Origin of the sequence: Muriicola jejuensis (assembly GCF_010671595.1) — a bacterium.
Classification (GTDB): Bacteria; Bacteroidota; Bacteroidia; order Flavobacteriales; family Flavobacteriaceae; genus Muriicola; species Muriicola jejuensis.
Window position 1 is genome coordinate 90,099 of the sequence record NZ_JAABOP010000006.1, and the last position, 25,300, is coordinate 115,398.

25 protein-coding genes and 1 tRNA gene are annotated in these 25,300 nt (G+C 49.6%); 12 read left to right on the forward strand and 14 right to left on the reverse strand.

The genetic code is table 11. The features are described from left to right. Positions 1 to 33: 33 nt before the first annotated feature. Both GWK09_RS14345 and GWK09_RS14350 read left to right on the forward strand, forming a co-directional pair. A complete protein-coding gene (locus GWK09_RS14345) occupies positions 34 to 1,617 on the forward strand; it encodes a thiol-activated cytolysin family protein (RefSeq protein WP_163694161.1) in 1,584 nt (527 codons plus the stop codon). Between the two features lie 497 nt (positions 1,618 to 2,114). Further along, the gene (locus GWK09_RS14350; RefSeq protein WP_204260479.1) at positions 2,115 to 2,666 is read left to right on the forward strand and encodes a hypothetical protein; all 552 of its coding nucleotides are present in this window, start codon (positions 2,115 to 2,117) and stop codon (positions 2,664 to 2,666) included. Here the strand turns inward: GWK09_RS14350 and GWK09_RS14355 are convergent. Further along, positions 2,664 to 2,736 (reverse strand) — tRNA-Met (locus GWK09_RS14355). The genes GWK09_RS14350 and GWK09_RS14355 overlap by 3 nt on opposite strands. A 120-nt stretch (positions 2,737 to 2,856) precedes the next feature. On the opposite strand from GWK09_RS14355, the gene GWK09_RS14360 reads away from it, so the two are divergent. Next, a complete protein-coding gene (locus GWK09_RS14360; protein ID WP_163694163.1) occupies positions 2,857 to 4,221 on the forward strand; it encodes an alanine/glycine:cation symporter family protein in 1,365 nt (454 codons plus the stop codon). Continuing rightward, positions 4,208 to 5,092, forward strand: a complete 885-nt coding sequence (gene era, locus GWK09_RS14365; RefSeq protein ID WP_163694164.1) for a GTPase Era — start codon at positions 4,208 to 4,210, stop codon at positions 5,090 to 5,092. The genes GWK09_RS14360 and era overlap by 14 nt, the downstream gene beginning before the upstream one ends. 5 nt (positions 5,093 to 5,097) lie before the next feature. On the opposite strand, the gene GWK09_RS14370 is transcribed toward era, so the two are convergent. After that, positions 5,098 to 5,592 (reverse strand): GTP-binding protein, encoded by a 495-nt coding sequence (locus GWK09_RS14370; protein ID WP_163694165.1) that lies wholly within the window; start codon positions 5,590 to 5,592, stop codon positions 5,098 to 5,100. 130 nt (positions 5,593 to 5,722) lie between these two features. On the opposite strand from GWK09_RS14370, the gene der reads away from it, so the two are divergent. Then, on the forward strand, positions 5,723 to 7,024 hold the full coding sequence (gene der / locus GWK09_RS14375; RefSeq protein ID WP_163694166.1) for a ribosome biogenesis GTPase Der: 1,302 nt from the start codon (positions 5,723 to 5,725) through the stop codon (positions 7,022 to 7,024). Positions 7,025 to 7,027: 3 nt separating this feature from the next. On the opposite strand, the gene GWK09_RS14380 is transcribed toward der, so the two are convergent. The 6 genes from GWK09_RS14380 to GWK09_RS14405 are packed head-to-tail and all read right to left on the reverse strand — an operon-like array spanning position 7,028 to position 10,740. Beyond that, a complete protein-coding gene (locus GWK09_RS14380) occupies positions 7,028 to 7,489 on the reverse strand; it encodes a hypothetical protein (RefSeq protein WP_163694167.1) in 462 nt (153 codons plus the stop codon). Between the two features lie 45 nt (positions 7,490 to 7,534). After that, complete coding sequence (locus GWK09_RS14385) at positions 7,535 to 8,347, reverse strand: TPM domain-containing protein (RefSeq protein WP_163694168.1); 813 nt, start codon at positions 8,345 to 8,347, stop codon at positions 7,535 to 7,537. Further along, complete coding sequence (locus GWK09_RS14390; protein WP_163694169.1) at positions 8,328 to 8,771, reverse strand: TPM domain-containing protein; 444 nt, start codon at positions 8,769 to 8,771, stop codon at positions 8,328 to 8,330. The genes GWK09_RS14385 and GWK09_RS14390 overlap by 20 nt, the downstream gene beginning before the upstream one ends. Before the next feature lie 4 nt (positions 8,772 to 8,775). Next, positions 8,776 to 9,375, reverse strand: coding sequence for a LemA family protein (locus GWK09_RS14395; RefSeq protein ID WP_163694170.1), 600 nt, complete (start codon positions 9,373 to 9,375; stop codon positions 8,776 to 8,778). A 58-nt stretch (positions 9,376 to 9,433) separates the two neighbouring features. After that, complete coding sequence (locus GWK09_RS14400; protein WP_163694171.1) at positions 9,434 to 9,763, reverse strand: MerR family transcriptional regulator; 330 nt, start codon at positions 9,761 to 9,763, stop codon at positions 9,434 to 9,436. Beyond that, positions 9,763 to 10,740, reverse strand: coding sequence for a M23 family metallopeptidase (locus GWK09_RS14405; RefSeq protein ID WP_163694172.1), 978 nt, complete (start codon positions 10,738 to 10,740; stop codon positions 9,763 to 9,765). The genes GWK09_RS14400 and GWK09_RS14405 overlap by 1 nt, the downstream gene beginning before the upstream one ends. A 104-nt stretch (positions 10,741 to 10,844) precedes the next feature. Here GWK09_RS14405 and alaS point away from each other — a divergent pair, with 104 nt between their 5' ends. Beyond that, entirely contained in the window at positions 10,845 to 13,457 is a 2,613-nt protein-coding gene (gene alaS / locus GWK09_RS14410) for an alanine--tRNA ligase (RefSeq protein WP_163694173.1), read from the forward strand. A 4-nt stretch (positions 13,458 to 13,461) separates the two neighbouring features. Then, positions 13,462 to 14,427: a GSCFA domain-containing protein gene (locus GWK09_RS14415; protein WP_163694174.1), complete on the forward strand. Its 966-nt coding sequence runs from the start codon at positions 13,462 to 13,464 to the stop codon at positions 14,425 to 14,427. Here GWK09_RS14415 and GWK09_RS14420 read toward each other — a convergent pair. The 3 genes from GWK09_RS14420 to GWK09_RS14430 all read right to left on the reverse strand — a co-directional run bounded on the left by GWK09_RS14420 (position 14,422) and on the right by GWK09_RS14430 (position 17,117). Beyond that, on the reverse strand, positions 14,422 to 16,176 hold the full coding sequence (locus tag GWK09_RS14420) for an aromatic amino acid hydroxylase (protein WP_163694175.1): 1,755 nt from the start codon (positions 16,174 to 16,176) through the stop codon (positions 14,422 to 14,424). The two genes, GWK09_RS14415 and GWK09_RS14420, sit on opposite strands and share 6 nt — an antisense overlap. 128 nt (positions 16,177 to 16,304) lie before the next feature. Continuing rightward, a complete protein-coding gene (locus GWK09_RS14425; RefSeq protein WP_163694176.1) occupies positions 16,305 to 16,892 on the reverse strand; it encodes a DUF4136 domain-containing protein in 588 nt (195 codons plus the stop codon). Positions 16,893 to 16,958: 66 nt separating this feature from the next. Further along, positions 16,959 to 17,117 carry a DUF5522 domain-containing protein gene (locus tag GWK09_RS14430; RefSeq protein ID WP_163694177.1) on the reverse strand — a complete coding sequence of 53 codons (159 nt, stop codon included), beginning with the start codon at positions 17,115 to 17,117 and terminating at the stop codon, positions 16,959 to 16,961. A 154-nt stretch (positions 17,118 to 17,271) separates the two neighbouring features. Between GWK09_RS14430 and GWK09_RS14435 the strand changes: the two genes are divergently transcribed. The 4 genes from GWK09_RS14435 to hemL are packed head-to-tail and all read left to right on the forward strand — an operon-like array spanning position 17,272 to position 20,671. Continuing rightward, positions 17,272 to 17,646: a hypothetical protein gene (locus tag GWK09_RS14435; protein ID WP_317174546.1), complete on the forward strand. Its 375-nt coding sequence runs from the start codon at positions 17,272 to 17,274 to the stop codon at positions 17,644 to 17,646. A gap of 10 nt (positions 17,647 to 17,656) precedes the next feature. Then, positions 17,657 to 18,562: a 1-aminocyclopropane-1-carboxylate deaminase/D-cysteine desulfhydrase gene (locus GWK09_RS14440; protein ID WP_239530958.1), complete on the forward strand. Its 906-nt coding sequence runs from the start codon at positions 17,657 to 17,659 to the stop codon at positions 18,560 to 18,562. Further along, positions 18,559 to 19,377 (forward strand): glucosaminidase domain-containing protein, encoded by an 819-nt coding sequence (locus GWK09_RS14445; RefSeq protein ID WP_163694179.1) that lies wholly within the window; start codon positions 18,559 to 18,561, stop codon positions 19,375 to 19,377. Before GWK09_RS14440 ends, GWK09_RS14445 begins: the two co-directional genes overlap by 4 nt. A 4-nt stretch (positions 19,378 to 19,381) precedes the next feature. Next, complete coding sequence (hemL, locus tag GWK09_RS14450; RefSeq protein ID WP_163694180.1) at positions 19,382 to 20,671, forward strand: glutamate-1-semialdehyde 2,1-aminomutase; 1,290 nt, start codon at positions 19,382 to 19,384, stop codon at positions 20,669 to 20,671. Between the two features lie 24 nt (positions 20,672 to 20,695). Here the strand turns inward: hemL and GWK09_RS14455 are convergent, their stop codons facing one another. The 3 genes from GWK09_RS14455 to GWK09_RS14465 all read right to left on the reverse strand — a co-directional run bounded on the left by GWK09_RS14455 (position 20,696) and on the right by GWK09_RS14465 (position 24,176). Beyond that, positions 20,696 to 21,139 (reverse strand): hypothetical protein, encoded by a 444-nt coding sequence (locus GWK09_RS14455; protein ID WP_163694181.1) that lies wholly within the window; start codon positions 21,137 to 21,139, stop codon positions 20,696 to 20,698. A 177-nt stretch (positions 21,140 to 21,316) separates the two neighbouring features. Further along, a complete protein-coding gene (locus GWK09_RS14460; RefSeq protein WP_163694182.1) occupies positions 21,317 to 21,481 on the reverse strand; it encodes a hypothetical protein in 165 nt (54 codons plus the stop codon). A 199-nt stretch (positions 21,482 to 21,680) separates the two neighbouring features. Further along, the gene (locus GWK09_RS14465) at positions 21,681 to 24,176 is read right to left on the reverse strand and encodes a zinc-dependent metalloprotease (RefSeq protein WP_163694183.1); all 2,496 of its coding nucleotides are present in this window, start codon (positions 24,174 to 24,176) and stop codon (positions 21,681 to 21,683) included. Positions 24,177 to 24,443: 267 nt separating this feature from the next. Here GWK09_RS14465 and GWK09_RS14470 point away from each other — a divergent pair, with 267 nt between their 5' ends. Further along, positions 24,444 to 25,052, forward strand: coding sequence for a hypothetical protein (locus tag GWK09_RS14470; protein WP_163694184.1), 609 nt, complete (start codon positions 24,444 to 24,446; stop codon positions 25,050 to 25,052). The last annotated feature ends 248 nt before the right edge of the window (positions 25,053 to 25,300 follow it).

The following is a 25,300-nucleotide window of genomic DNA, read 5'->3' on the forward strand; positions in this document are numbered from 1 at the left end:
TTTGGTTCGTTGAATCTTTAAAACCAAATAGTTATGAAAACAATTTCGATGAATCTGCAAAGAAGGCCTTATAGAATCATGGTCCTTCTTTTATTAACAGTCAGCTTGTCCTGCAGTAAGGATGAGGTTGTGGATACGCCAGAAGAACCTCAATTTTCCGTGGATGAGGCAGCTGCCTTTAATCTGGCTGTTGCTAACCTGAAGGCTCTGAACCAGCCTGAGGAGTCACCCATTTCTCAAACGGAATCGTCAGCACCTGAAAGAGACTCCGATGATACTTCCCTCGAATGTGTGACCCGGACATATAAAGGAGCACCGGGATTTAATGAAATGTTTACCCTGGATCCTACCACAGATGTCATTTATCCCGGTGCACTGTTGAAAGGTGAATCCATTACTACGGGCGAGTACATCGGGATCAATGCCGATAGGGCTCCTATCACCGTTTCAACTTCGCTGAGCAATATTACAGGCAGCCCTTCCATTGAGATCAAGGATCCCAACAAATTATCAGAAGTCCGTGAGGGGATCAACGAGCTTTTGAACAGGGAGGTGAATGGCGCCACTCCAGCCCAGATCAGTCTGGATATTACGGAGGTCTATTCAGAGCAACATATGTCTGCGGCCATAGGCGCCAATTACAGGGGAGTGACCAAAAAGGTATCTGCGGATCTTAGTTTTGGTTCTTCCAATTACAAAAACACCTTCGTACTCAAATTCATACAGAAGTATTTTACACTGGATCTGAATTCTCCGGGAAGACAGCCGAGCGATCTGTTTACGAATTTACCAGACATAGGCACATTAGGAGCAGCCAATCCCGTATATGTTTCTTCGGTGACCTACGGAAGGATGGTCCTTTACACAGTTGAGTCTAATTCGAGTATCACCGAGGTAAAGGCAGCTTTCGATGCGGCCGTAGGTTCCACTGACGGACAGATAGATACGGAGTACCAGCAGACCATCAACTCCTCCAATATACGCGCGATGATCATTGGCGGTTCAGGCAGTGGTGCGGTTCAGGCCATCAACGGACCGGAAGAAGTTTACAACTTTATTGCGGAAGGAGGAAATTATTCAAAGGATTCCCCCGGTGCACCCTTGGCCTATAAATTGCGATTTGTCAAAGAAGGCTTTCCTGTGGCCAAGGTAGTACTGGCTACTGAGTACCAGATTAGGGACTGTGACCTCGCCTATCCGGAATATCAGGTTTCCATAGTAAGGATTACAGGGACCCAGCCTTCAGATACCGAACTTTGGGGGAGATTGAGAATGAAGTTAAAGGTGGGGAGCAGCTATATCGATATGAATAACAATAATCTCGATGATGGCCCTTCCTGGAGCCGGGCAGAAGATAATTATGTGGATGTCCAGAATCAGAAGACCCATAATATCAATGAAGGATATACATTTAAACCCTACCGACCCAATATGGCTGTAGATTTTATTGAATACTCGGGGGACCTCTGGGACAATAACTATTTCACCAGCGCCCCGTTGGGGAATTATACGGCTACGGTAACCCTTGACGAACTGGATATGAACGTACCCAAGGCGGTGACCCTGAATTTTAGCGCTGGAATTACCGCCCATTTTACGATGACTCGTATAAAATAATTCCTTTGTTCTCAACATGGTACGGGCTTCCCATTGGATCGATTTGATTCCGGGGAGCCTGTTGCTATTAAGGGGTTTTTATTTGCTCAAATGTAGATGGAAGTTTGACTTCTTAAATAGTTCCAAGTGGGAGGAAGCATGGAATTTGGTTCCGTCCCGATAACCGCGATAGTCCCGATAGCTATCGGGATGTAGTTTGTGATTTCCCGAGAGGCCTGGATTCTTTCCTTCACTTCGTTACGGAAAGGGCCTGGGGGTAGCTTTACAAAGAAAGCCATCCGCCTTGCTGCGCATGACGCTGTTTTTTCCTTTTTCCGCAAACTCGGTTTTTGGAATTTGGAATTTGGTCCCGATACTTATCGGGATGGAATTTCTCTGGGGCCTGGATTGATTTCCTCGTTTTACTCGGAAATCGGCCTGGGGGGTAACTTTACAAAGAAAGCCATCCGCCTTGCTTTGCAAGGCTTTGGTTTTTCCTTTTTCTGCAAACTCGGTTTTTGGAATTTGGAATTTGGTGCTTGGAATTTCTCTGGGCCCTGGATTGCTTCCTCACTTCGTTCGGAAGCGGCCTTGGAGTTGGCTTTACAAAGAAAGCCGGTCTCAGTGCTGGCGCACTGGCCGCTTTTTCATTTGTTCCAAAGCTCAAGCAGGCTTGGCTTTTCCTTTTTCCGCAAACTCGGTTTTTGGAATTTGGAATTTGGTGCTTGGAATTTTCCCCGGGGCCTGGATTGATTTCTTCGTTTCACTTAGAAATCGGCCTAAGGGGTAGCTTTACAAAGAAAGCCATCCGCCTTGCTTTGCAAGGCTTTGGTTTTTCCTTTTTCTGCAAACTCGGTTTTTGGAATTTGGAATTTGGTGCTTGGAATTTCTCTGGGCCCTGGATTGCTTCCTCACTTCGTTCGGAAGCGGCCTTGGAGTTGGCTTTACAAAGAAAGCCGGTCTCAGTGCTGGCGCACTGGCCGCTTTTTCATTTGTTCCAAAGCTCAAGCAGGCTTGGCTTTTCCACAAATAAAAAACCGATCGCTTTCAGCGACCGGCTTTCTTTGTAGCGGGGACTGGACTCGAACCAGCGACCTTCGGGTTATGAGCCCGACGAGCTACCTACTGCTCTACCCCGCGATGTGGACGGCAAATATACAACGGTTTTTTAGCAATATCAAGATTTGGACAGGAATTATTTGGAGGCAGGGGGCTGGCTGAAAATCCAAAAATAACTACCTTCGGACGCGAAGCATATCTATGGAGGCGATCAATGATTTTCTTTCCAGCCTGATCCCGTACACGGAATGGCCCATGTTTATCCTACTCATTGGCGGGGGCCTATTCCTGGTCTTCTATTCACGTTTTTTGCCCTACCGATTCTTTGGCCATGCGATCGCCATCACCGCAGGGAAATACGACGACAAGAACGCTAAAGGAGATGTGAGTTCTTTTCAGGCACTCTCGGCCGCGGTGGCGGCTACCGTAGGTCTCGGGAATATCTCGGGGGTGGCCATCGCCATCCATGACGGGGGTCCCGGGGTGGTCTTCTGGATCTGGGTCACGGCCCTCCTGGGGATGTGTATCAAATTCTATTCCTGCAGCCTGGCCATTATGTTCCGCGGCACTGATTCTGAGGGAAAACTCCAGGGTGGTCCCATGTTCTACATCACCCAGGGAATGGGCCCCAAAGCCAAACCCCTAGCCACCTTTTTTTGCATTTGCGGCCTGTTCGGTTTCCTGGGGGTCTTTACGGCCAACCAGTTCACCGAGACCTTTATGAGCGTGGTCGACCCTGTGGAAACCGTATATGCCTCCAGCGAATTCAACTGGAAGTTGGGGATCGGGATCCTCCTGGCAGTGATCACCTCCTTTGTGATCTTCGGCGGACTCAACAAGATCGCCAAAGTGGCCTCAGCCATCGTTCCTTTTATGGTCCTGGTCTACCTGGTTTCAGTCATTGTGGTAATGGCAATGAATACAGAACTCATCTGGCCGTCTCTGAAAATGATCCTTACCGAGGCCTGGAATTTTAAGACCGTGGTTACCGGTGGATTCTGGGGCCTGGTGATCATCGGGATACGCAGAGCCATGTTCTCCAATGAGGCCGGACTCGGGAGCGCCCCCATGTACCACGGCCAGTCCAAAAATGACGAACCCATCAAGGAAGGCCTGGTGGCCATGCTGGGCCCCTTTATAGATACCATCATGGTCTGTACCTTCACCGCCATAGTCATCATCCTCAGCGGGGCCTACCTCGAAGATGGAAGTGGCATTGTTATGACGCTCACCGCTTTCAGGCGTACCCTTTTCGGGTATGGGGACGAACTGCTGATGCTGATCGTGACGGCCTTTGCACTTTCCACCCTCTTTACGTATTCCTATTACGGGGTAAAGAGTTTGTCCTTCCTGACCAACGCTCGGATCGGGAAATGGTACAATGTGTATTTTGTAGTCATGATCGTGTTTGCGGCCGTTGCTTCCCTCGATCTGGTAAAGAACCTGATCGACCTGTCTTACGCCCTGATGGTGATCCCCAATATGATCGCAGTGTTGTACCTTGCGCCTAAAGTGAATGCTGCGGCAAAAAAATACTTTGCACAACTATCGCATGGAAAAACATAAAGCAGGTTTTGTCAATATCATAGGAAACCCCAACGTGGGGAAGTCCACCCTCATGAATGCCTTTGTGGGGGAGAAGCTCTCCATCATCACCTCCAAGGCGCAGACCACAAGGCACCGCATCCTGGGCATTGTGAACGGGGAGGATTTCCAGATGATCCTTTCGGATACCCCCGGCATTATCAAACCTGCCTATCAGCTGCAAAGCGCCATGATGGACTTTGTAAGATCGGCCTTCGAGGATGCGGACATCCTGATCTACATGGTAGAGATCGGGGAAAAGGCACTCAAGGACGAGGCCTTCTTTGAACGGATCAAAAACCTCGAAATCCCCGTCCTCCTGCTTCTCAACAAGATCGATACCGCAGACCAGGCCCTGCTGGAAGAACAGGTACAGTACTGGCAGGAACTGCTGCCCGGGGCCGAATTGCATCCCATTTCCGCCCTGAGCAATTTCAATGTCCGGAACGTCTTTGAACGCATCGTGGAACTCCTGCCGGAAGCCCCGCCTTACTTCCCCAAGGACCAGCTGACGGACCGTCCGGAACGCTTTTTCGTCAACGAGACCATACGCGAAAAGATCCTGAAACACTACAAAAAGGAGATCCCTTATTCGGTGGAGATCGAGACAGAAGAATTTCTGGAAGATGAGGACATCATCCGAATCCGGTCCGTGATCATGGTAGAACGGAACTCCCAGAAAGGCATCCTGATCGGCCATAAGGGCAGTGCTTTGAAAAGGGTGGGGGTAGAGGCCCGCAAGGACCTGGAGCAATTCTTTGACAAACAGGTACACATAGAGCTCTACGTGAAGGTTAATAAAGACTGGCGCAGTGACAGCAATCAGCTACGCCGATTCGGGTATCAGTCCTGAGGCACTTACATCTCCTTGAGAACTCCCATCAGGAAGGTGTGCAGTTCTTCCATCTGGGGCTTTCCTTTTTTCTTCCCGGCCCTTCCCATAATGTAGAAAAGCACCCAGAGTACGACCATGGCACCCATGGCCCCGAGCAACCAGCCGTAGGGTTTCTTTAATGCCGCGCTGCTGTAGGCCCATATCCCGAAGATGATAAATAAGGTGGCAACCCCGAAATGCAGGAACATAAAGAAGGTCCACAGGGTAGGGTTGGGCCCGAAAAGGCCGTGAATCCTGCTTCCGCCATCCTCTTCTTCCAGGATCTCCAGATGGAGTTGAGGCGACCAGAAATGGGCCTCTGCAGGGTTCAATTTGATAAAGACATGGTCATCGATCCGCTTGATGTGATAGGGCACTCCTTCTTGCCTTTCAAAGGCTTCCAGGAGGGTCTCCTTAGGTTCCCTGCGCTCCAGGTTAAAGCGGGGACGCAAAACGATCTCATTGGGCAGAGGCTTCATACCGGTATTTTACACAGGAGAAGATACGATTTTGTAATGAAAGTCGGCGTGCTGAAATACCAGCCTTACTTCTCCCTTCTCACCTTGAATGTTGGTCGATTAGTGCTACCTTTGCCCCAAGTTTTTAACTATGAGTGCAATTGTGGCCATCGTGGGCCGACCCAATGTGGGGAAATCGACTTTCTTCAACCGACTGATCCAGAGGCGGGAGGCCATCGTGGATGCCGTGAGTGGGGTGACCCGGGATCGGCATTACGGGAAAAGCGACTGGAACGGGAGGGAATTCACTGTGATCGATACCGGGGGCTATGTCCTGGGCAGCGATGACGTGTTTGAGAAGGAGATCGACAAGCAGGTGGAACTCGCCATTGGGGAGGCCGATGCGGTCATTTTCATGGTGGATGTGGAAACCGGTGTCACCGGCATGGACGAAGATGTAGCCAAATTGCTTCGCAGGGTGGATAAACCCGTTTTCCTGGCCGTAAACAAGGTCGACAATCCACAACGCCTGCAGGATGCGGTGGAATTCTATTCCCTCGGGCTGGGGGAATACTACCCAATCTCCAGTATCAATGGTAGCGGGAGCGGGGAACTGCTGGACGAACTGGTGAAAGTACTTCCGGAAAAGACGGAACAGGAAAGTGAACTGCCCAGGTTCGCCGTTGTGGGCCGCCCCAATGCGGGGAAATCATCCTTTATCAATGCCCTGATCGGGGAAGAGCGGTACATCGTCACGGACATCGCAGGTACTACCCGAGACAGTATAGATACGAGATACAATCGCTTTGGCTTTGAGTTCAACCTGGTAGATACGGCCGGGATCAGGAGGAAGGCGAAGGTGAGGGAGGACCTGGAATTCTATTCGGTCATGAGGTCTATCAGGGCGATCGAACACTGTGATGTCTGTATCCTGTTGCTGGATGCCACCAGGGGTTTTGACGGGCAGGTAGAGAATATTTTCTGGCTGGCCCAGAGGAACAATAAGGGGATCGTCATCCTGGTAAACAAATGGGACCTGGTGGAGAAGGATACCCAATCCGTAAAGCAATATACCAAAGTCATCAAACAGGCTGTTGAACCCTTTACAGATGTCCCTATCCTGTTTATCTCGGCCCTTACCAAACAGCGCATCTACAAGGCCATAGAAACGGCTGTGGAAGTTTACAAAAACCGCTCTAAGAGGATCCCTACGCGAAAATTAAATGACGTATTACTCCCGATCATCGAACATACCCCACCCCCTGCCTACAAGGGAAAGTATGTAAAGATCAAGTACATCACCCAACTTCCCACGCCCTATCCGCAATTTGCCTTTTTCTGCAACCTGCCCCAGTACGTGAGGGAACCTTATAAGCGTTTTCTGGAGAACAAACTCAGGGAGCACTTCGACTTTACAGGGGTGCCGGTGACCATCTTTATGCGGAAGAAATAGGACCTAGTTCAGAATGATCGTAAATAATCCGGAATTAGGCCTGTATTCTACAAAGGTATTCCGGGAAGATAGTTCCAGGATCTCAAGGCGGTCCCCGCAGCAGGGATAATTGGTAACCTTAAAGCTTACGGAAATATCGATTTCCCAATCATTGGAGAGGAAAATGGTATAGTTATAGGTGCCTGCTTTCCAGTTGAAACTCGAAATCTGCATATAGCCCGAAGTAGCCCCTTGGGAATCAGGAAAAACCTTTATCTGCAATTCTTCGGTGGTGGCCCCCGCTACTTCTATATTTTCCAGGGTATAGGTCCCATTGGAGATCACATTCTGGCCTTCGGAGATCAATTCGAGATTGATGGAATCCCCGGCGGCACAAAGAACGAGGGAGCAATCGATATCCTTTTCTTTCAGACAGCCCAGGAAGGTCAGGCATATACATCCCAGTAAAAGGTATCTCAATGACATATCTTTCTTTTTAGTGAGAGGGAGGAATGCGGTACGGGTTGCGTCTTACCATCCTCCGGACGCGCCTCCACCTCCGAAACCACCGCCTCCAAAGCCGCCTCCGAAGCCTCCTCCGCCAAAACCACCGCCTCCGAAACTTCCGCTACCGCCTTTATAGCTGCCACGGCCCATATTGCTCAGGATGATCACATCCCAGATATCCAGTCCTTTATGTCGCCCGCCTCCTCTGCCGCCTCCTTTGTTCTTGCGGTTCGAATAGATGATGATCAGTACAATGACAAAGATCGCAAAAAGGATCAAGGTCAGTACCACAATGGCTTTCACCCCTTTGGATACTGGATTGGAATTCTCCGTAAGTGCTTTCTGGAATTCCCCGTTGAGTACCTGGAAGATGGCATCGGCTCCTTTGTTGAGTCCGCTGGCATAGTCCCCTTTCCTGAATTCCGGTACGATGATGAGGTCGATGATCCTGCTGCACATGGCATCGGTGAGTTCTCCTTCCACCCCATAGCCTGTGTTGATGCCTATTTTTCGATCGTCATTAGCTACCAGGATCAGGACCCCGTTATCTTCCTTTTCCTGTCCTATGCCCCATTTTTGACCCCACTGGGCGCCCAGGTAGTTGATGTCCTCCCCTTCGGTAGAGGCGATGATCGCCACCACGATCTGGGTGGAGGTGGTGTCTGAATACCGGATGAGCTTTTCTTCCAGGGCTTTGCGGTCGCTCTGGGACAGAAGGGATACGTAATCATATACGCTGGTTTGAAGCGTAGGCTTGTCAGGGATGGTAAACTGAGCCTGCGCCTGGGAAAGGACACACAGGAAAAGAAGAAGGATGTTAACCTTTAGATACTTCATTGCTCAATTCATTTTTGTCATCGCTCCGATAAGGGAAGTGTTCTTTCAGTTCCTCCCCGGCCTTCAGGATGCCTTCGACGATCCCCTGTTTGAAACGACCTTGCTTAAAATGTCCCTGTATCACCTCTTTGGTATCGTTCCAAAAAGTTTCAGGAACCACCTCATTGATGCCCTGGTCTCCATAGATGACAAAGGTCCTGTCCAGGACAGCGATGTACAGGAGTACCCCATTTGCATGCCGGGTCTTGTTCATCTCCAGTTCCTGAAAAACCTCCCTGGCCCGCTCATAATGATCTTTTTTAGTGGTTGGTTCGATATGCACCCGTATCTCCCCGGAAGTATTTTTCTCCGCCTTTCTGATAGCTTCGACGATCTCCTGTTCTTCTTCGGGTGTCAGAAATGCTTCTACCTTGGATTCTGCCATCGGTCTAGTTAAATTCGAAGTTTACGTCCGGTGCGTTCTCAGACCCGGGATTGGCCTGGTAGCGTGCCATTTCCTCAAAGCCGAACCACCCGGCCAGCAGTTTGTTGGGGAATTTGGTGGTGTGAATGTCGTAGGTGTTCACCGCTTCATTATAGCGGTCTCTGGCCACATTGATCCTGTTCTCCGTGCCTTCTAACTGGGACTGGAGATCGAGGAAATTCTGGTTGGCCTTCAGGTCGGGATAGCGCTCTACGGTCACCAAAAGACGGGACAGGGCAGAGGACAAGCCGGTCTGTGCCTCCTGGAAGGCAGCCATTTTTTCAGGCGTCAGGTCGTTGACATCGATGCTTGTAGATGTGGCCTTTGCTCTGGCCTTGATCACGTCAGTAAGCGTACCCCTTTCAAAATCGGCCGCGCCCTGCACGGTCTTGACCAGGTTTCCGATCAGGTCGTTCCTCCGTTGATAGGAACTCTCCACATTGGACCAGGCTGTTTTTGCATTGGCCTGGTATTCTACGGCAGTGTTGTTGAATCCTACCGCCCACTGGTAGACCCCGAATGCGATCACCACCAGGATAATTACGGGAATTAACCATTTTTTCATTTGTGTTCTGAATTAAAGTTAGGTATCTATTTGTCTCAAAACCGCACTGAATGTTACATCAGAGCTGGTTCTTGATCTTGATAAGTTCGGCCTTCACCTTTTCGAGTTTCTGGATAATCTCGAAGTTGTTAAGGGTCTTTTTGCGCTCCTCCTTTAAATGGATCTTCGCCCCCTCCAGGGTAAAACCGCGCTCTTTTACCAAGTGGTAGATCAGGTGGAGGTTCTTGATGTCCTCAGGGGTGAACTTGCGGTTGCCCTTGGCATTCTTCTTGGGCTGAAGCACGTCGAACTCCTTTTCCCAGAAACGGATCAGGGAAGTGTTCACATCGAAGGCCCTGGCGACTTCGCCTATGCCGTAATACCGTTTTTCAGGAAGTTCTATATGCATTAGTCAAGCGATTGGTTCTCCTGGTTAGCGTATTTCAGCATGTTCTCGAACTCCTCGGCGGTTAAACTGCCGTAGTAGAAGTTGATGGGGTTGATGCGCTCCTCGTCTTTCCATACCTCGTAATGGAGGTGGGGGGCTTCAGACCTCCCGGTACTCCCGATAAAACCTATGAGGTCGCCTCGTTTTACCTTCTGCCCCCTCTTTACGTTGTAATTGCTCAAATGGGCGTAAAGGGACATATATCCGTAGCCGTGATCGATCCTGATATGTTTGCCGTAACCAGAAGCATTGTTGTCTGCCCGTGACACCATACCGTCTCCTGTGGCGTAGATGGGAACTCCTTTAGGAGCCGTGAAATCCATCCCCCAGTGCATTTTTCGGGCCTTGGTAAATGGATCGGACCTCCAGCCGTATCCTGAGGCCATGCGCGTCAGGTCCTCATTCTTTACCGGCTGTATCGCCGGAATGGCGGCCAACAGTTTTTCCTTGTCCTCCGCGAGTTTGGTGATCTCATCCAGGGAACGCGACTGTATCACCATCTGTTTCTGGATCACGTCCAGTCTCCTGGTCGTCGCGATGATCATTTCCGAATTGTTGAAGCCTTCGAGGGATTTGTAGCGGTTCACCCCTCCGAAACCGGCCCGCCTCTGCTCCTCAGGGATAGGGTTAGCCTCAAAATACAGGCGGTAGATGTTGTTGTCCCTGTCCTCAATATTGGCCAGGACCTGTTCTATCTGCTCCATTTTTTTATTGAGCAGTTGGAACCTGAGCTCGTAATTCTTTAGTTCCCTCGAAAGGGATAATTCCCTGGGAGTATTCAGGATATTCGTGTTGAGGAGGAAGATGAGGCCGAGGAAGCCAAAAAGGGCAGAACCCAGGATAAAAAGGAAGATGTTCCTATAACGACGGGATTTCTTGAGCTCTATTTTCCGATAGGAAAGCGTGTCCGGGTCGTAATAGTACTTAACTTTAGACATGTATGTAAATTATCCTATTTTTGTGCTTCCAACGTATCAAAACAAACAAATATAAAAATTGTTTTGCAGATAGCGTTAAAATTACCATAACCTTAGTTTTTTCTATGACTTCCAGCGAGATACGTGAAAAATTCCTGTCTTTTTTCAAGGGCAAGAACCACACCATCGTGCCCTCTGCCCCCATGGTGATCAAGGATGATCCCACTCTGATGTTCACCAATGCCGGGATGAACCAATTCAAGGAGTATTTCCTGGGAAACAGCATTTCCAAACACCCGCGAATTGCGGATACGCAAAAATGCCTCAGGGTAAGCGGGAAGCACAACGACCTGGAAGAGGTGGGAAAGGATACTTACCACCACACCATGTTCGAGATGCTCGGCAACTGGAGTTTTGGAGACTATTTCAAGAAAGAGGCCATTGCCTGGGCCTGGGAATTACTGACCGAAGTGTACAAGATCGACAAGGAGAGCCTTTACGTATCGGTATTTGAGGGGAGCGAGGACGATAATCTCACACTGGATCAGGAGGCCTATGACCTCTGGAAAGCTATTGTCCCTGAAAACCGCATCATTCTGGGGAGCAAGAAGGACAATTTCTGGGAAATGGGAGACCAGGGCCCCTGCGGACCCTGTTCGGAGATCCACGTAGACATAAGGCCGGCTTCAGAGAAAGCCAAGGTGGCAGGCGCCAGCCTTGTGAATCAGGACCACCCGGAGGTGATCGAGATCTGGAACCTCGTTTTTATACAATACAACCGAAAAGCCGACGGGTCTTTGGAGCCACTTCCCGAGAAACACGTGGATACGGGGATGGGGTTCGAACGCCTCTCCATGGTGCTGCAGGGGGTCAACTCCAGCTACGACTCCGATATCTTCCGGCCCATCCTCAAGGAGGTGGAATCGATCACCGGGGAAGCATATGGATCGGATCCTGAAAAGGACATCGCCATGCGTGTGGTGGCAGACCATATCAGGGCGGTGGCTTTTTCCATTGCAGATGGGCAGTTACCGAGCAACAACGGAGCGGGTTATGTCATCAGGCGCATCCTGAGAAGGGCCGTGAGATACGGCTTCACCTTCCTCGGGACTCATGAACCCTTCCTCTTCAAGCTGGTGAAAGTACTCGTGACTCAAATGGGTACTGCTTTCCCCGAATTGAAACGACAGTCGGCCCTGATAGAGAACGTGGTACGGGAAGAAGAACATTCTTTTCTAAAAACCCTGGAACAAGGGCTCGTCCTTCTGGACGAGGTCATTTCCGGGACCAAAGGCAAAGTGGTCGACGGTCAGAAGGCCTTTGAACTATACGATACCTTCGGGTTCCCCATAGATCTGACGAGCCTCATTTTGGGGGAGAAAGGATATACCCTGGATACAGAAGGGTTCGAAAAGGCCATGCAGGAGCAGAAATCCCGTTCGAGGTCGGCTTCCGAGGTGGCCAAGGACGACTGGCAGGTAGTTCACACCAATGGGGAACAGGAGTTCCTCGGGTACGACCAGCTCGAAGCGGAGGTGAGGCTGGTGAAGTACCGGAAAATCACGACCAAGAAGGATAAGACCCAGTTTCAGCTGGTCTTTGACAAGACCCCGTTCTATCCGGAAGGAGGCGGACAGGTAGGGGATATGGGCTATTTGGAAGTACCCAACGGGGATGTGGTCTATATCCTGGATACCAAAAAAGAGAACAACGAGATCGTGCACTACGCCAAAAACCTCCCCAAGCATCTGAACGAGTCCCTGACGGCCGTTGTAAACAAGGTTGCGAGGGCAAATACGGAAAGGAATCACAGCGCTACCCATCTGCTACACCAAGCGTTAAGGAATGTTTTAGGTTCCCATGTGGAACAAAAGGGATCGGCCGTACATCCAGGTCATTTGCGGTTCGATTTCTCGCATTTTGCAAAACTTACAAATGAGGAGCTTACGAGAGTAGAGGATTTTGTCAACGAACGCATTCACGAACACTTACCCTTGCAGGAAAACCGCCAGGTTTCCATGAAGGAAGCCATGAAGGAAGGCGCCATCGCTCTATTTGGTGAAAAGTATGGTGACCAGGTCCGTACCATTCGATTTGGGAATTCCATTGAACTCTGCGGAGGCACACACGTAAAGAACACTGCCGAGATCTGGCATTTTAAGATCGTTTCAGAAGGGGCGATCGCTGCTGGGGTGCGCAGGATCGAAGCCATTACTTCTGATGCCGTGTTGAACCATTATGAAGAAAAAGAAGGACAGCTCGACGAGATCAAAGCCCGTTTAAAGAGTAGTGGAGACCCGGTAAAGGCTATCGAAGGCCTCATTGAGGAAAATGCCCAGCTAAAAAAAGAGATAGAAGCCCTGCAAAAAGACAAGGCAAAAGGCCTCAAAGCAGAGATCAAAAAGGAGCTGGAACAAAGAGAAGACTACAAATTTCTTTCAAGGGAAGTGGACCTCGATGCCGGAGCTATGAAGGACCTCTCCTTTGAGATGGGGCAAGAGGTAGACAACCTATTCCTTCTGCTTGGGTCGGAAAAGGACGGTAAGGCTTTGTTGAGCTGTTATATTTCAAAGGACCTTGCTAATGCAAAAGGCTGGAATGCCGGGCAGATCGTAAGGGAACTGGGGAAATTCATACAGGGGGGCGGAGGAGGTCAGCCCTTCTTTGCAACGGCCGGGGGGAAGAATCCGGAAGGGATCAAAGAGGCGCTCGAAAAAGTGCGTTCCCTCTTAACCTGACCCCATGGAACTCCAGACCCGGCTTACACTGCCACACCACCCTCAACCGATCTCTTATCAGGGAAAGGTCCTGCTGCTGGGTTCCTGTTTTGCAGGGCACATAGGGGGAAAACTATCCCATTATCAGTTCCGGAACACCCTCAACCCCTTTGGTACCCTTTTTCAACCCAGGGCGATCGCAAACCTTCTCGACAGGGCTCTTACAAGGCGTTATTTCAGGGAAGAGGATTGTTTTTACCACCGGGAAAGGTGGCATTCTCATGAGGTCCATTCGGACCTGAGCAACCCCGCTAGGGAGGAACTGATCAAAACCCTCAACAGGAGAATCGAGGAGACCGGGGAACTGCTTTCAGGGATCTCCCATCTGGTGATCACCCTGGGTACTGCCTGGGGTTACATCCGAAAGGACAATGGCCAATGGGTGGCCAACTGCCATAAAGTACCCCAAAAGGAATTTGAAAAGGTCCTTGCCTCACCCGATGAGATCCTGAAAGAACTCCGAAAGGCGCTATCCGATCTTTTTAAGATCAACCCGGGTATCTCGGTCATCTTCACCGTCTCTCCGGTAAGGCACAGTAAAGATGGTTTTGTCGAAAACCAGAGGAGCAAGTCGCACCTCTTTGTGGCCCTGCATCAGCTCCTTGAAGAATTCGAGGACAGGGGTGTTTTCTATTTTCCGGCCTATGAACTCCTGATGGACGAACTAAGGGACTACCGTTTCTACGAAGCCGATATGCTGCATCCCAACACATTGGCGGTCGACTACATTTGGGAACGGTTCAGGGAATCCTGTATCATCCCTGCCGATGAGCCGGTTATGACCAGGGTGGGAGAGATCCGCAGGGGTATGCAGCACAGGCCTTTTTACCCTGATTCTCTAGAATATAAAACGTTTAAGGCGGATCTCGCTGAGAAAATAAAAGACCTGAAGAAGGAATATCCCTTTATGACTTTCGGGTCGGGCCTATGAGGTCACTTTTACAGCATCTACCAGGCTGATACCGTCATCGATGAGGTGCCCGAGGTCCGGATGTTCCTGTTTTACTTCCTGGAGGTGGTCAAAGATCTCACTGGCAAATTCTTCATCCCGATTGTTCCTTGCGAGCTCGTAAAGTTCCACGGAAAGCAACCAGTCTTGCGGATAGTTTTCTTTTAGTTCCTTAAAGACCTTGTTCCTTGAGATTGTGGTATTGGTACCCTCACGGAATTCCCTGATCTGCTGATAGAGTTGCTGCAGTTTTTTGCGTTCGGGGGAGATGACGGGTTTGATGGTCGTACTGGTCACCTTATGGGTGATGAGGTCGAAACTCGACAGGTCGGCAGGGCCATTGAAGGCAGAAACGATCTTGTCTCCTACGGCCATGTGGTAAAGGCCGTAAGAAGGTTCAAAAAGTACGGTATCCCCATGGGTCACGGTGCAGTCCTTAAAGGTGATCAGGATGATCTCCCCTCTCAGATTTCGGGTACCGGTGATGATCTCCCCTTCTACCTTGATGCCCCCCTCGAATTCCAGGATCTTTCGTTCCCCTTCGTAAATGTTGTAGGCTTTGAGGTCGCGCGGACTCATATCCTCTATGGCGAGGTTGATCCCTTTTAATTTTCCAATGGGCGAGCCAAAACCATCGGGATGGTTCTTGGTGCTGTGGCCCACGAGTTCCTTTTCGCGATAGGCCAGGGCGGTGGCCCCCGTGGTCTGTATGTAGACCGGGAGGCTCTGATGTTCAATGACCTGTGTAAAGGATCCTGAGATCTGCAGGCCGGTACTCAGTTCCACGGTGCAGAGTTCCCTGGAGGAGATCGCCTTTTTAACCCCGTCCAGCCCTCCTTTGCGAAGGGCCATGGTGTTGGCGAATTCTTCCAGAACCTGACTCAGGTAAGCGAAGTCAGGGGTCACGAACAACTGTGGCTGTGGCTTTGTAATGTCGAAGGACGTATGGGCCGCCTCAATGGAATAGGGCACTTTTTTTACCTTGTCTGTCATGCACCAGGCGCTTTCACCTATGGAGGAAAGCAGGCCTGCCCCGTAGATCCTGGGATGGTCCAGGGTGCCGATCAGGCCGTATTCTACGGTCCACCAGTGCAGATTTCTGATCAGGGCGATCTCACTGGGTTCCCCCATGTTGTTCTGGAGCTCTTCTATCTTCTTCTCCGCTTCCTCAATGGTTTCCTCAGGGGTTCCCGGGGCTTCCTTGATGATGGAGAGGTGTCTTACCGCCTCGTACAATTCGTGGTCTTTTGAATTGGAAAGCGCCTTGCTCCCTATTTCTCCGAACCTCCTGAGGTATTCAGCATATTCAGGATTTGCAATGATAGGCGCATGCCCGGCCCCTTCGTGTATGATGTCCGGGGCGGGGGTGTATTCGATGTGTTCGAGCTGGCGAATATCCCCTGCGATTACCAGGACGTTATACGCCTGAAACTCCATAAAGGCCGAAGGGGGTATGAAACCATCTACGGCAACGGCCGCCCATCCGATCTCCTTCAAAATCCGGTTCATCCCGTACATGTTGGGGATGTGGTCTATGGAGATCCCCGTTTTCTTTAGTCCATCCACATAGGAATCGTGGGCCACCTTGCTGAGATAGTCAACGTTCTTCCGCATCACATATCTCCATACGGCCTGATCTATAGCGGTGTATTCCTCATAATTCTGGGGTTTGATATACTGCTTCAGATGCTTGGGCAATTTATCCAGGATGGGATTGCTCTGGTAGCTCATATGACGGGTTTTAGTTCACCTTCAAAGGTACGAAATCAGGGGGATAATTTCATGATTAATGGGCTTGCTGAAAGCTAGTGTGTGAGACATCTCCCATAAAAAAACCGCCCTTGAAGGCGGTTTTCAGTTTAGCTTGAAGGCGGGGTATTCGGGGGGTAGCGTTCCATGATCTCTGAGACAAATTCCCGTATCCTCTCTTCCTTCTTCTCAATATTGTTTATGTTATTGAGGGTACCAACACCCCGGCCCTGCCAGATAAGTTCCTTCGTCTTGGCATCGATAAGGTCGATATAGAGGGAACCTTCCGTCCGGGTACTCACATTGTTTCCCCAACCGGGTCCGCCCCACATCCAGGGATTCCAGTAGCCCCAACCGGGACCCCATCCCCATCCCCAACCCCAGCCCCAGCCCCAGCCGGCGTTGTTGTACACATCAACCCGTTCGCGTTCTTTGGTGAAAATGCTGACTACCAGATCCGGACTTTCTGATTTTACAAACCCCTTATTGGCCATTTCCGTTTCTATGGCCCTGAGGATACGCTTCTTGTCGAGGTCTGAGATCATTGCCTTGTCTATCCCGGTCTTGTAAAAGGCATAGCTTTGGTATGAATTAAAATCTGCGTTCCGGTCGTAATCCGCGACCACTCTGACAGAAACACATGAACTTGCCAGCATCAGCACGGCAAGTGGCAGTAATAATAAAATCTTCTTTTTCATAAGTACAGTATTTTAGGGGTAAGGAACGTAAAAAAATGCTCAAATATCATGCCGAACCTCCATTGATCAGCGCCTTTTAACTCTGGGGTCGAAACCGTAGGGACAATGCCTGCAGTTGCTTTCACAGCAATACCCTCTTTTTAAGAGATACTGTTTGGTAAACACTTTATATCCTTCTTCAGAAAGGTAATAATCCCCTTCTTCCAGCGGTATGATCTTTTTCACGCCTGATTCTTCATTCAACCTCTTACAAAATTACGGGTTTTCATGTTAATAAACTACGGAGAGGTTCCCCTGAGGCCATAGCTTATGGGAAGAGGGGTTGGGATCTGAACTCACCCCTGTTTGTGGGTATTTCATCGTACGTATTTGCCAAAATGTGAGAAAAGACTTTATTTTTAACCCAAGGACACGGATATTCATGGTTATCATCAGCAAGTATTTTTTTTACAGGAATTACGTGGGTCTTTCCCTTTGGCCTTTTATCATTCTGAAAAACCCGGAGTTAAGCCAGGACAGGGTGCTTATCAATCACGAGCGCATTCACCTGCGACAGCAGGAAGAGCTCTTCATCCTGCCATTCTATTTCTGGTACCTTCTGGAATGGTCCCTGAAAACCTGCTGGTATCTCAATTCCTATAAGGCCTATCGCAACCTGAGTTTTGAAAGGGAGGCGTACTCCCATGAGTCGGACCCTACCTATCTCGACAGACGAAAAAGGTTCGCCTTTACGCGTTATCTTTGGAGGAAGTAACGGAACCCTCTTGAAAACACCCACGCAGGAAATACACCTTCCCCTTCTCAAGGATGGGCAGATCACCCTTAGTATAAGGAGGGAGGATATGATACATCCCTTGCTTTCCGGCAACAAGTTCCGCAAATTGAAGTACAACCTGGAAGAAGCAAAAAAGCTGGGCCTGTCAACCCTGCTGACCTTCGGAGGGGCCTATTCCAACCATATCCCTGCTGTGGCCTATGCAGCTTCAAATCACGATCTGAAATCCATTGGGATTATCCGGGGGGAAGAACTGGCAGATTCCTGGCAGGACAACCCCACGCTTAAAACCGCCTCAGAATGGGGCATGCAATTCGAATTTGTAACTCGGCAGGCTTATCGTGCCAAGGAGACAAGCTCATTTCAGGAGAAACTTCAAAAGAAATACGGCCTATTCTATTCTATTCCCGAAGGCGGAACAAACCTCCTTGGGATCAGGGGGTGCGAAGAAATCCTGCAACCGGAGGATGAAAGCTTTGATGTCATTTGTTGTGCTGTGGGGACCGGGGGTACACTGGCCGGGATCAGCATAGCCGCCTGGGACCACCAGAAGGTGTTGGGATTTCCAGCATTAAAAGGCGATTTCCTGAACAGCGACCTCAAGGAACTTACCCCTCGCAGCAACTGGTCTTTGACCACGGACTACTCCTTCGGGGGATACGGGAAGGTGACCGGAGAGCTGATCCGTTTTATCAATAACTTTAAGGACGAGACCGGTATCCCGCTCGACCCTGTGTACACCGGTAAAATGATGTTCGGACTCCTGGACATGGTGAGGAAAGGGGATTTCGATAAGGGGACCCGTATCCTTGCGATCCATACGGGCGGACTGCAGGGTATCATGGGAATGAATGGCATTTTGAAAAAAAAGAACTTACCTTTGCTCACTGTATGAGGAAGATTTTTTTTACCTGTGCTCTGCTTGTACTCATCTCGGGATGTGGTACCAAGAAGCGCACGACGTACTCCAAGGGGCAGAAATCTACTTCGGTAACGGAGACCTACAAGGCAGAAAGCGACCTGCATCCCATGCCGGAAGATTCGGGGAGATTCATGGAATTCCCCATCGCGTCCATAGAGGACTACATAGATACATTTTCGGAGATTGCCCAGAATGAGATGAAGGCCTATGGGATCCCTGCCAGTATCACCCTTGCACAGGGGATCCTGGAAAGTGGTTTCGGCCGTGGGGAACTCACCCTGAAGACCAATAATCATTTCGGGATCAAGTGCCATACGGGATGGGAAGGACCCTATGCTCTCCACGATGACGATGAGGCGGGGGAGTGTTTCAGGAAATACAACCACCCTATGTATTCCTTCAGAGACCACAGCCTGTTCCTTACTACCAGGTCGAGATACGCCTTTTTGTTCGAACTCAGGAAAGACGATTATGAAGGCTGGGCCCATGGGCTCAAACAAGCCGGTTACGCCACAGACAGGAAGTATCCACAGAAACTGATCAACTTTATCGAACGATACAGGCTGTATGAATATGACAGGGCCGTGTTGCAAAATGATTATGCGGTTGCGAAGCGATCTTCAGCAGACCAGTACAGGGTCCACATAGTGCAGGAAGGGGATACCCTCTATTCTATTTCGCGTCGCTATTTCCTGACCGTGGAAGAGTTGAAGCGCTTAAACGCTTTGAACGGCGACATTATTTCCGTCGGACAGGAATTGAGAATACAGTCCAACAACATCAGATAGCAGTATGAAATATCAAAGAAGCAGCGCCCTTTTCAGGGAGGCTCAGCGTTATATTCCCGGGGGGGTGAACTCTCCGGTCAGGGCTTTCAAGGCAGTAGGGGGAGAACCCATCTTTGTAAAGGAGGCCAAAGGTGCCTACCTCTATGACGTCGACGGCAACCGCCTGATCGATTATATCTCCTCCTGGGGCCCACTGATCCTTGGGCATGCCTATGAACCCGTCCTGGAGGCTGTGGTAGAAAAGGCGAAGAAAGGAACGTCTTTCGGGATGCCTACAGAGATTGAAACGGAATTGGCCAGGCTCGCGATTTCCATGGCACCGAACATAGACAAGATCCGATTCGTCAACAGCGGAACAGAGGCCTGTATGAGCGCTATCCGTCTGGCCAGGGGTTTTACAGGTAAGGATAAGATAATCAAATTTGCAGGTTGTTACCACGGCCATGCAGACTCCTTCCTCATACAGGCAGGAAGCGGGGCCGTTACCTTTGGAAGCCCGAACAGTCCCGGGGTTACACAGGGTACGGCAAAAGATACCTTATTGGCCCGGTACAATGATCTGCAAAGCGTGGATGACCTCATCGCTGCCAATGAAGGAGAGATAGCCGCCGTGATCATAGAGCCGGTGGCAGGTAATATGGGCTGTATCATCCCTAAGACCGATTTCATTAAGGGCTTGAGGGAAAGATGTACAAAGGCCGGGATCTTACTCATCTTTGACGAGGTCATGACAGGTTTCAGACTGGCGCCCGGAGGTGCTCAGGAAGTACTCGGGATTCCGGCAGACATGGTTACCTACGGGAAGGTGATCGGTGGGGGATTGCCTGTCGGAGCGTTTGCCGCGAGGAGTGAGATCATGGATTACCTGGCTCCCGAAGGCCCGGTTTACCAGGCAGGTACCCTGAGTGGCAACCCCCTTGCCATGAGTGCGGGCCTTGCCATGCTCACCGCCCTGAAGGAGAACCCTGAGGTATTTGAGAGTCTCGAGAAGAAAACGCGGTACCTGCACGAGGGAATATCCGGAGTGCTTACCGAAGCGGGTATCACCCATCAGATCAATCGTTTTGGGTCTATGATCTCTGTGCATTTTACAGGGGAACCCGTAGTGGATTTCGATGGGGCCGTAAGGGGGAATAACGATACTTTTAAGGCGTATTTCCACGGCATGCTCTCAAAAGGGATCTATCTTCCACCCAGCGCTTTCGAAAGCTATTTCCTGAACGATGCCCTTTCATACGAAGATATCGACTACACCATAGAGGCACTAAGGCAGATCGCTCCGGAACTAAAATGAAGAAGGGCCCCAGGGGCCCTTTTTTTATCGTCTTCCTCTACCATCCTTTTCATGAGGATGTCCGCGGTGTTTCCTGTGATGCAGGCTCTTTTCCCATTTTTCGAACTGTTCCCCGTTCAGGATCTTTTTCATGGAGGCCTTTTGGGCGATCATGTGATCCAGGCGCTCACTTTCCCTTGAAAATCTTTCATCTGCACTGAGGTCTTTTCCCTGAGCGTCATCGCGTTCTTTTTGTGACTCCTCCATTTTCTCTGTACGGAGGCGCGCATTCTCCAGATGGAGTTTCTGCACCTGCTCCTGCTGGGCCTGGGTCAGGTCCAGCGCCAGGGTCATTCGTTTGGTCTGCAGGGTTGCCACCTGTTCCGGTGTCAATGGGTCTTTGTCATGTTGTGGCCTGTGTGGGTTTCGGTCCTGAGCCATGGCGCTCAAACTGGCTATGGTGAACATAGCGATAAGGATTTTTTTCATGTGTTTTATATTTAGTGATTTCCCTTTTGACCTTAGAGAGGTGGAAAGGTTTAGCTACGCCAGAGGAAATTAGGACGGATTTAACTCTTGTGTGAAGTGCCTACTGAAAATGAAAAAGGCCTGCACTTATCGCAGGCCTTTTCGAAGGTGATTTGGGGATATGATTTAGGTAATTGCTTACAGAGCTTTATCCTTATCTTCCTGAAGCTCATCGGCCTGAGTCTGGACCAGTTGATTATCTCCGGGGGTTACTTCTCCGGTGGATGAATCCATCTGAGCGTAAATAAGAACGGAGGCGATAAAACAAATCAGGTAGATAAGACTTTTTACTTTGTAAGACATGATCTGGGGATTTTTAATTACAAGTCTAATATAAGCCCTAAAAGAAGGTGTTTTCCGGGAATGTTGTCCGCTGCACGTTTGGTTGTGGTAAAATGCCCAAAAGTTGTGGTAAACTGAAAAATCGACCCGCGGGATCAAAATAAAAAAGGTACCGTTCACAGAGGAAACGGTACCTTTTAAAGAGTGTGTTTTTCAGGTCCTAGCTGGGATCCAGGATCTTTTCTATGCGATCCGCTATATCCTGCAGGTGGTATTTGCTCATCCTGTCGGAAGTCCTGTTTACCGCATTACGCGCAGCGGTCTGGATGGTGTTAAGTTCTGCTCGTGCAATAGACCTAAGGTCTGACTGGCTCATGGTCACCGCGGTCGACTTGCGGTATCCTCCGAAGTCGGGTAACTTCCGCTGGTCTTCTGCGTTCATGATATATTCGAGTCGGTCTACATGCGCCTTCTGCAGGTTTCTTCGATAGGTATCAATGGTCCTTCCCGTCCTCAGTTCTGACCAGATCCCCTGCCGGAGATCCGTCATCAGGTCTACCAGGGTATAGGCCTCGTTGCCATACATGGCCTCATACTCCACCAGCCTTTCCATTTTACCCAGACTCAACAGGTTGTTGAGCGTGCGCTCCTGCAACCCTCTTAACCGTTCTACAGAACCAGAGTATTCTATTTTGGAAAACAGGTCCTTGTCGATCAGCCATTCCGGTGTCTCGAAGAGCTGGTCGTGGAGGAAGGCAACACATTCTTCCTGGTGTTCTTTGGGCACATAGGTATAGACCGGGCCTTCCTGATCATAGGTCTTGTGGTTTTCGTATACCCCTCCGATGTTATTGGAAACATGACCCATATACCTGTTAAACTGTGACAGGACCTGCCCGTAGAGGGTTTCCAGGTCATCGTAGTTCTTCCCTTCCTCCTCGGTCCATTCGATGAGGTTAGGCACGATGCGCTTGAGATTCATGATCCCGTATTCGCTGGCCAGGATGGCATTGTCACCGAGATCTTCTGTTTGTGAGCTCGGATCTACCACATCACCAGCCTGCTGGTGTCCGAATCGGTACAGGGGGTCTCCCGCGTGTTCCAGGATCCATGAATCCAGGATGGGTTTCTCTCCCTCCGCTGTTTTGTCTGGAATAGGCCGGTATCCCCAGCTTATGGCGTATTTGTCGTAGATTCCTATGTTCGGCATCAGGGCCACATCCCCGTCCTCAGGCTGGGCTACGTAGTTGAATCTGGCGTAGTCCATAATAGATGGGGCAGTACCGTATTTTTTAGTAAAGGAAGGAGACCTGAGCGAATCTACGGGATAAGCAACACTGCTGCCCATATTATGAGGCAGCCCCAGGGTGTGGCCTACTTCGTGGGAAGAGACAAACCGGATCAGCCTTCCCATGACCTCGTCCTTAAAGGCTACTCCGCGGGCATCGGGATTGATGGCTGCAGTCTGTACAAAGAACCAGTTCCTGAGCAGGGTCATCACATTGTGGTACCAGTTGATGTCCGATTCGAGAATCTCCCCGCTTCTCGGGTCACTTACATGAGGCCCGTTCGCGTTGGGAATTGGAGAGGCCAGGTATCGCACCACCGAATAGCGCACATCTTCGGGCGACCAGTCCGGATCTTCTTCAGGAGAAGGCGGGTCCTTGGCAATGATCGCATTCTTAAAACCGGCGGCTTCAAAGGCCACCTGCCAGTCCTCTATACCCTGCTTGATGTAGGGAACCCATTGCTTTGGGGTGGCGCGGTCTACGTAGTAAACAATAGGTTTTTTAGGCTCCACCAGTTCACCCCTCTTGAATTTTTCCATGTCCTCTTCTTTGACCTCCAGTCTCCATCGGTCCAGATAGGTGATCGTTTTGCTCTCCTGCGCATCCAGGCCGTAATCTACCTGCCCTCTTGCGAACCATCCCACGCGCCTGTCGAAATAGCGCCTTTTCATCGGTTCTTTGGGCAACAGGATCATAGAGTTGTTGATCTCTATAGAGATTGATCCAAGACTTTCATTGGAAGGGGGTTCGCCTGCATTGTAGGTCTTTACATGTCTGGCTTCAATGTTCAGGGGATAGCTTTTAATGGACTCCAGGTAACTCCTGCCGTCATCGAGCCTGGTTGCCTTATAGCGCTTCCTGTAACTTTCGGGCATACCCAGGGCCTGCACGTCTTTGGTAAAGAGTTCATCGATCTCGATCACCGTTGCAGGGTTCAGGGAATCCTTTTTAAAGGCCTTGATGTCGAAGGCGTACAGTACGGGCTCAAAATTAGAATTGACCACGGCCTCGTGCACCGGCAGGGAATCTGCAGCCACTACATCGTGACTTACGACGCGAAGGAGGACCTTTTTGGGTTTCTTTTCCCACCTGAGGACCTGTGTATTGATCTTGCCGCCTCCAAAGCCTATCCCTGAAGCCGTTTTCGAAATACGGCTCACCATCAGCATCTCCCTGTTGAAAAGGGAATCCGGGATCTCGTAAAAATGGGAATCGTCTACCGTATGGACTTTAAAAAGACCGTCATCCGTAACGGCTTCTTTGGTAATGACCTTTTCATAGGGTTCAATATCGCCTTTTTTGCTCTTGGCGGCAGGGGTAGCAGCCTCCGTCTTTTTCTTCTTTTTGAATAGCTGAGCTTCAGCCGTCTGGGAGTACCCGGCAATTAGCAGAAGCAACAGGATTTTTGGGAGTAATTTTTTAATCATTTTGGGTTTTTATTAGTTTGAAGTTTCCAAAGAACTGAAAAAATCACCAAAGCTTCTGTTAAGGAATTCTTAAGCAGTACCCTTTGAGGGCCGCATCCTCACAACCATGATAACATTCAGATATACAAGGTATTACACAACTTAAAGTGCAAAGAAAATCGTCATTTTTACGGACTGTGAAAGTGTTAAACATCCCCTAATTATGTAACATCTTGTGTTTTCAGAAGTCTTATAAGCATAGAATCACAACCATCAATCAATCGAAAAATGAACAAATTATTTATCCTATGTGGAATGGTTTTCCTGGGGATAACCTCCACGCCGCAATCACCTGAAAAAAGTCAGATCGAATCACAGGAATTCATCAAGCCTGTAACCCTCAAAGTAAAGATAAGGGCCCATGAGGAAATCCGAAATCACGCCTTCATAGAAGTGGTTAAAGAATCGGCTGCCTCACAAGAACTCGATATCGCCTCCATCCCTTTTGAGGAAATGGAAGAATCTATCGCTCTGGGGTTCGATACAGGAGATTACCTCCCTGAAAACTTTGATCCCTACAAGACATATGTAGATTTGAGCGCGATCCCCTATCTGGAGGAAAGGGAGGAAGAAATCCTCATCGGCAGCCTTAAAGTATTTTTGCCAGAAGGATTCAACCCATACGCCTCTCCCTCAGATTTCATGGATATATCCTATATGGAAGAAGAGAAGATCGACCTGGGTTTCGATACCAGAGACTGGCTGCCTGAAGGATTCGATGCGTATTCCAGGGATCTCGATCTGGATTCCATCGTGTATGTAGAAGAAGAGGATTTGGACCTGGGGTTCGATACGTCCCTCTATCTCCCAGACAACTTTAACCCTTACAGTCTGTAAAGCATCTTTAAATGAGATTTGGATTTCATTGAGATATTTGAATTAGTTAGTTGAAAAGCCCCGGAGATGCCGGGGCTTTTTTATGGATAAAAGAGGTCACTTTTGAGGGAATTGTAGCTGTTTCGCGCTTACTTAACAAAAGTTTAACTCCTAAAAATCCACTGCATTAGTAGCAAGAAAAAGGTCGTCCGAATGCAGTAAAATACGCTTTGGAACCCCCGAATTATCAAGTTGATAAGAAAAATCTA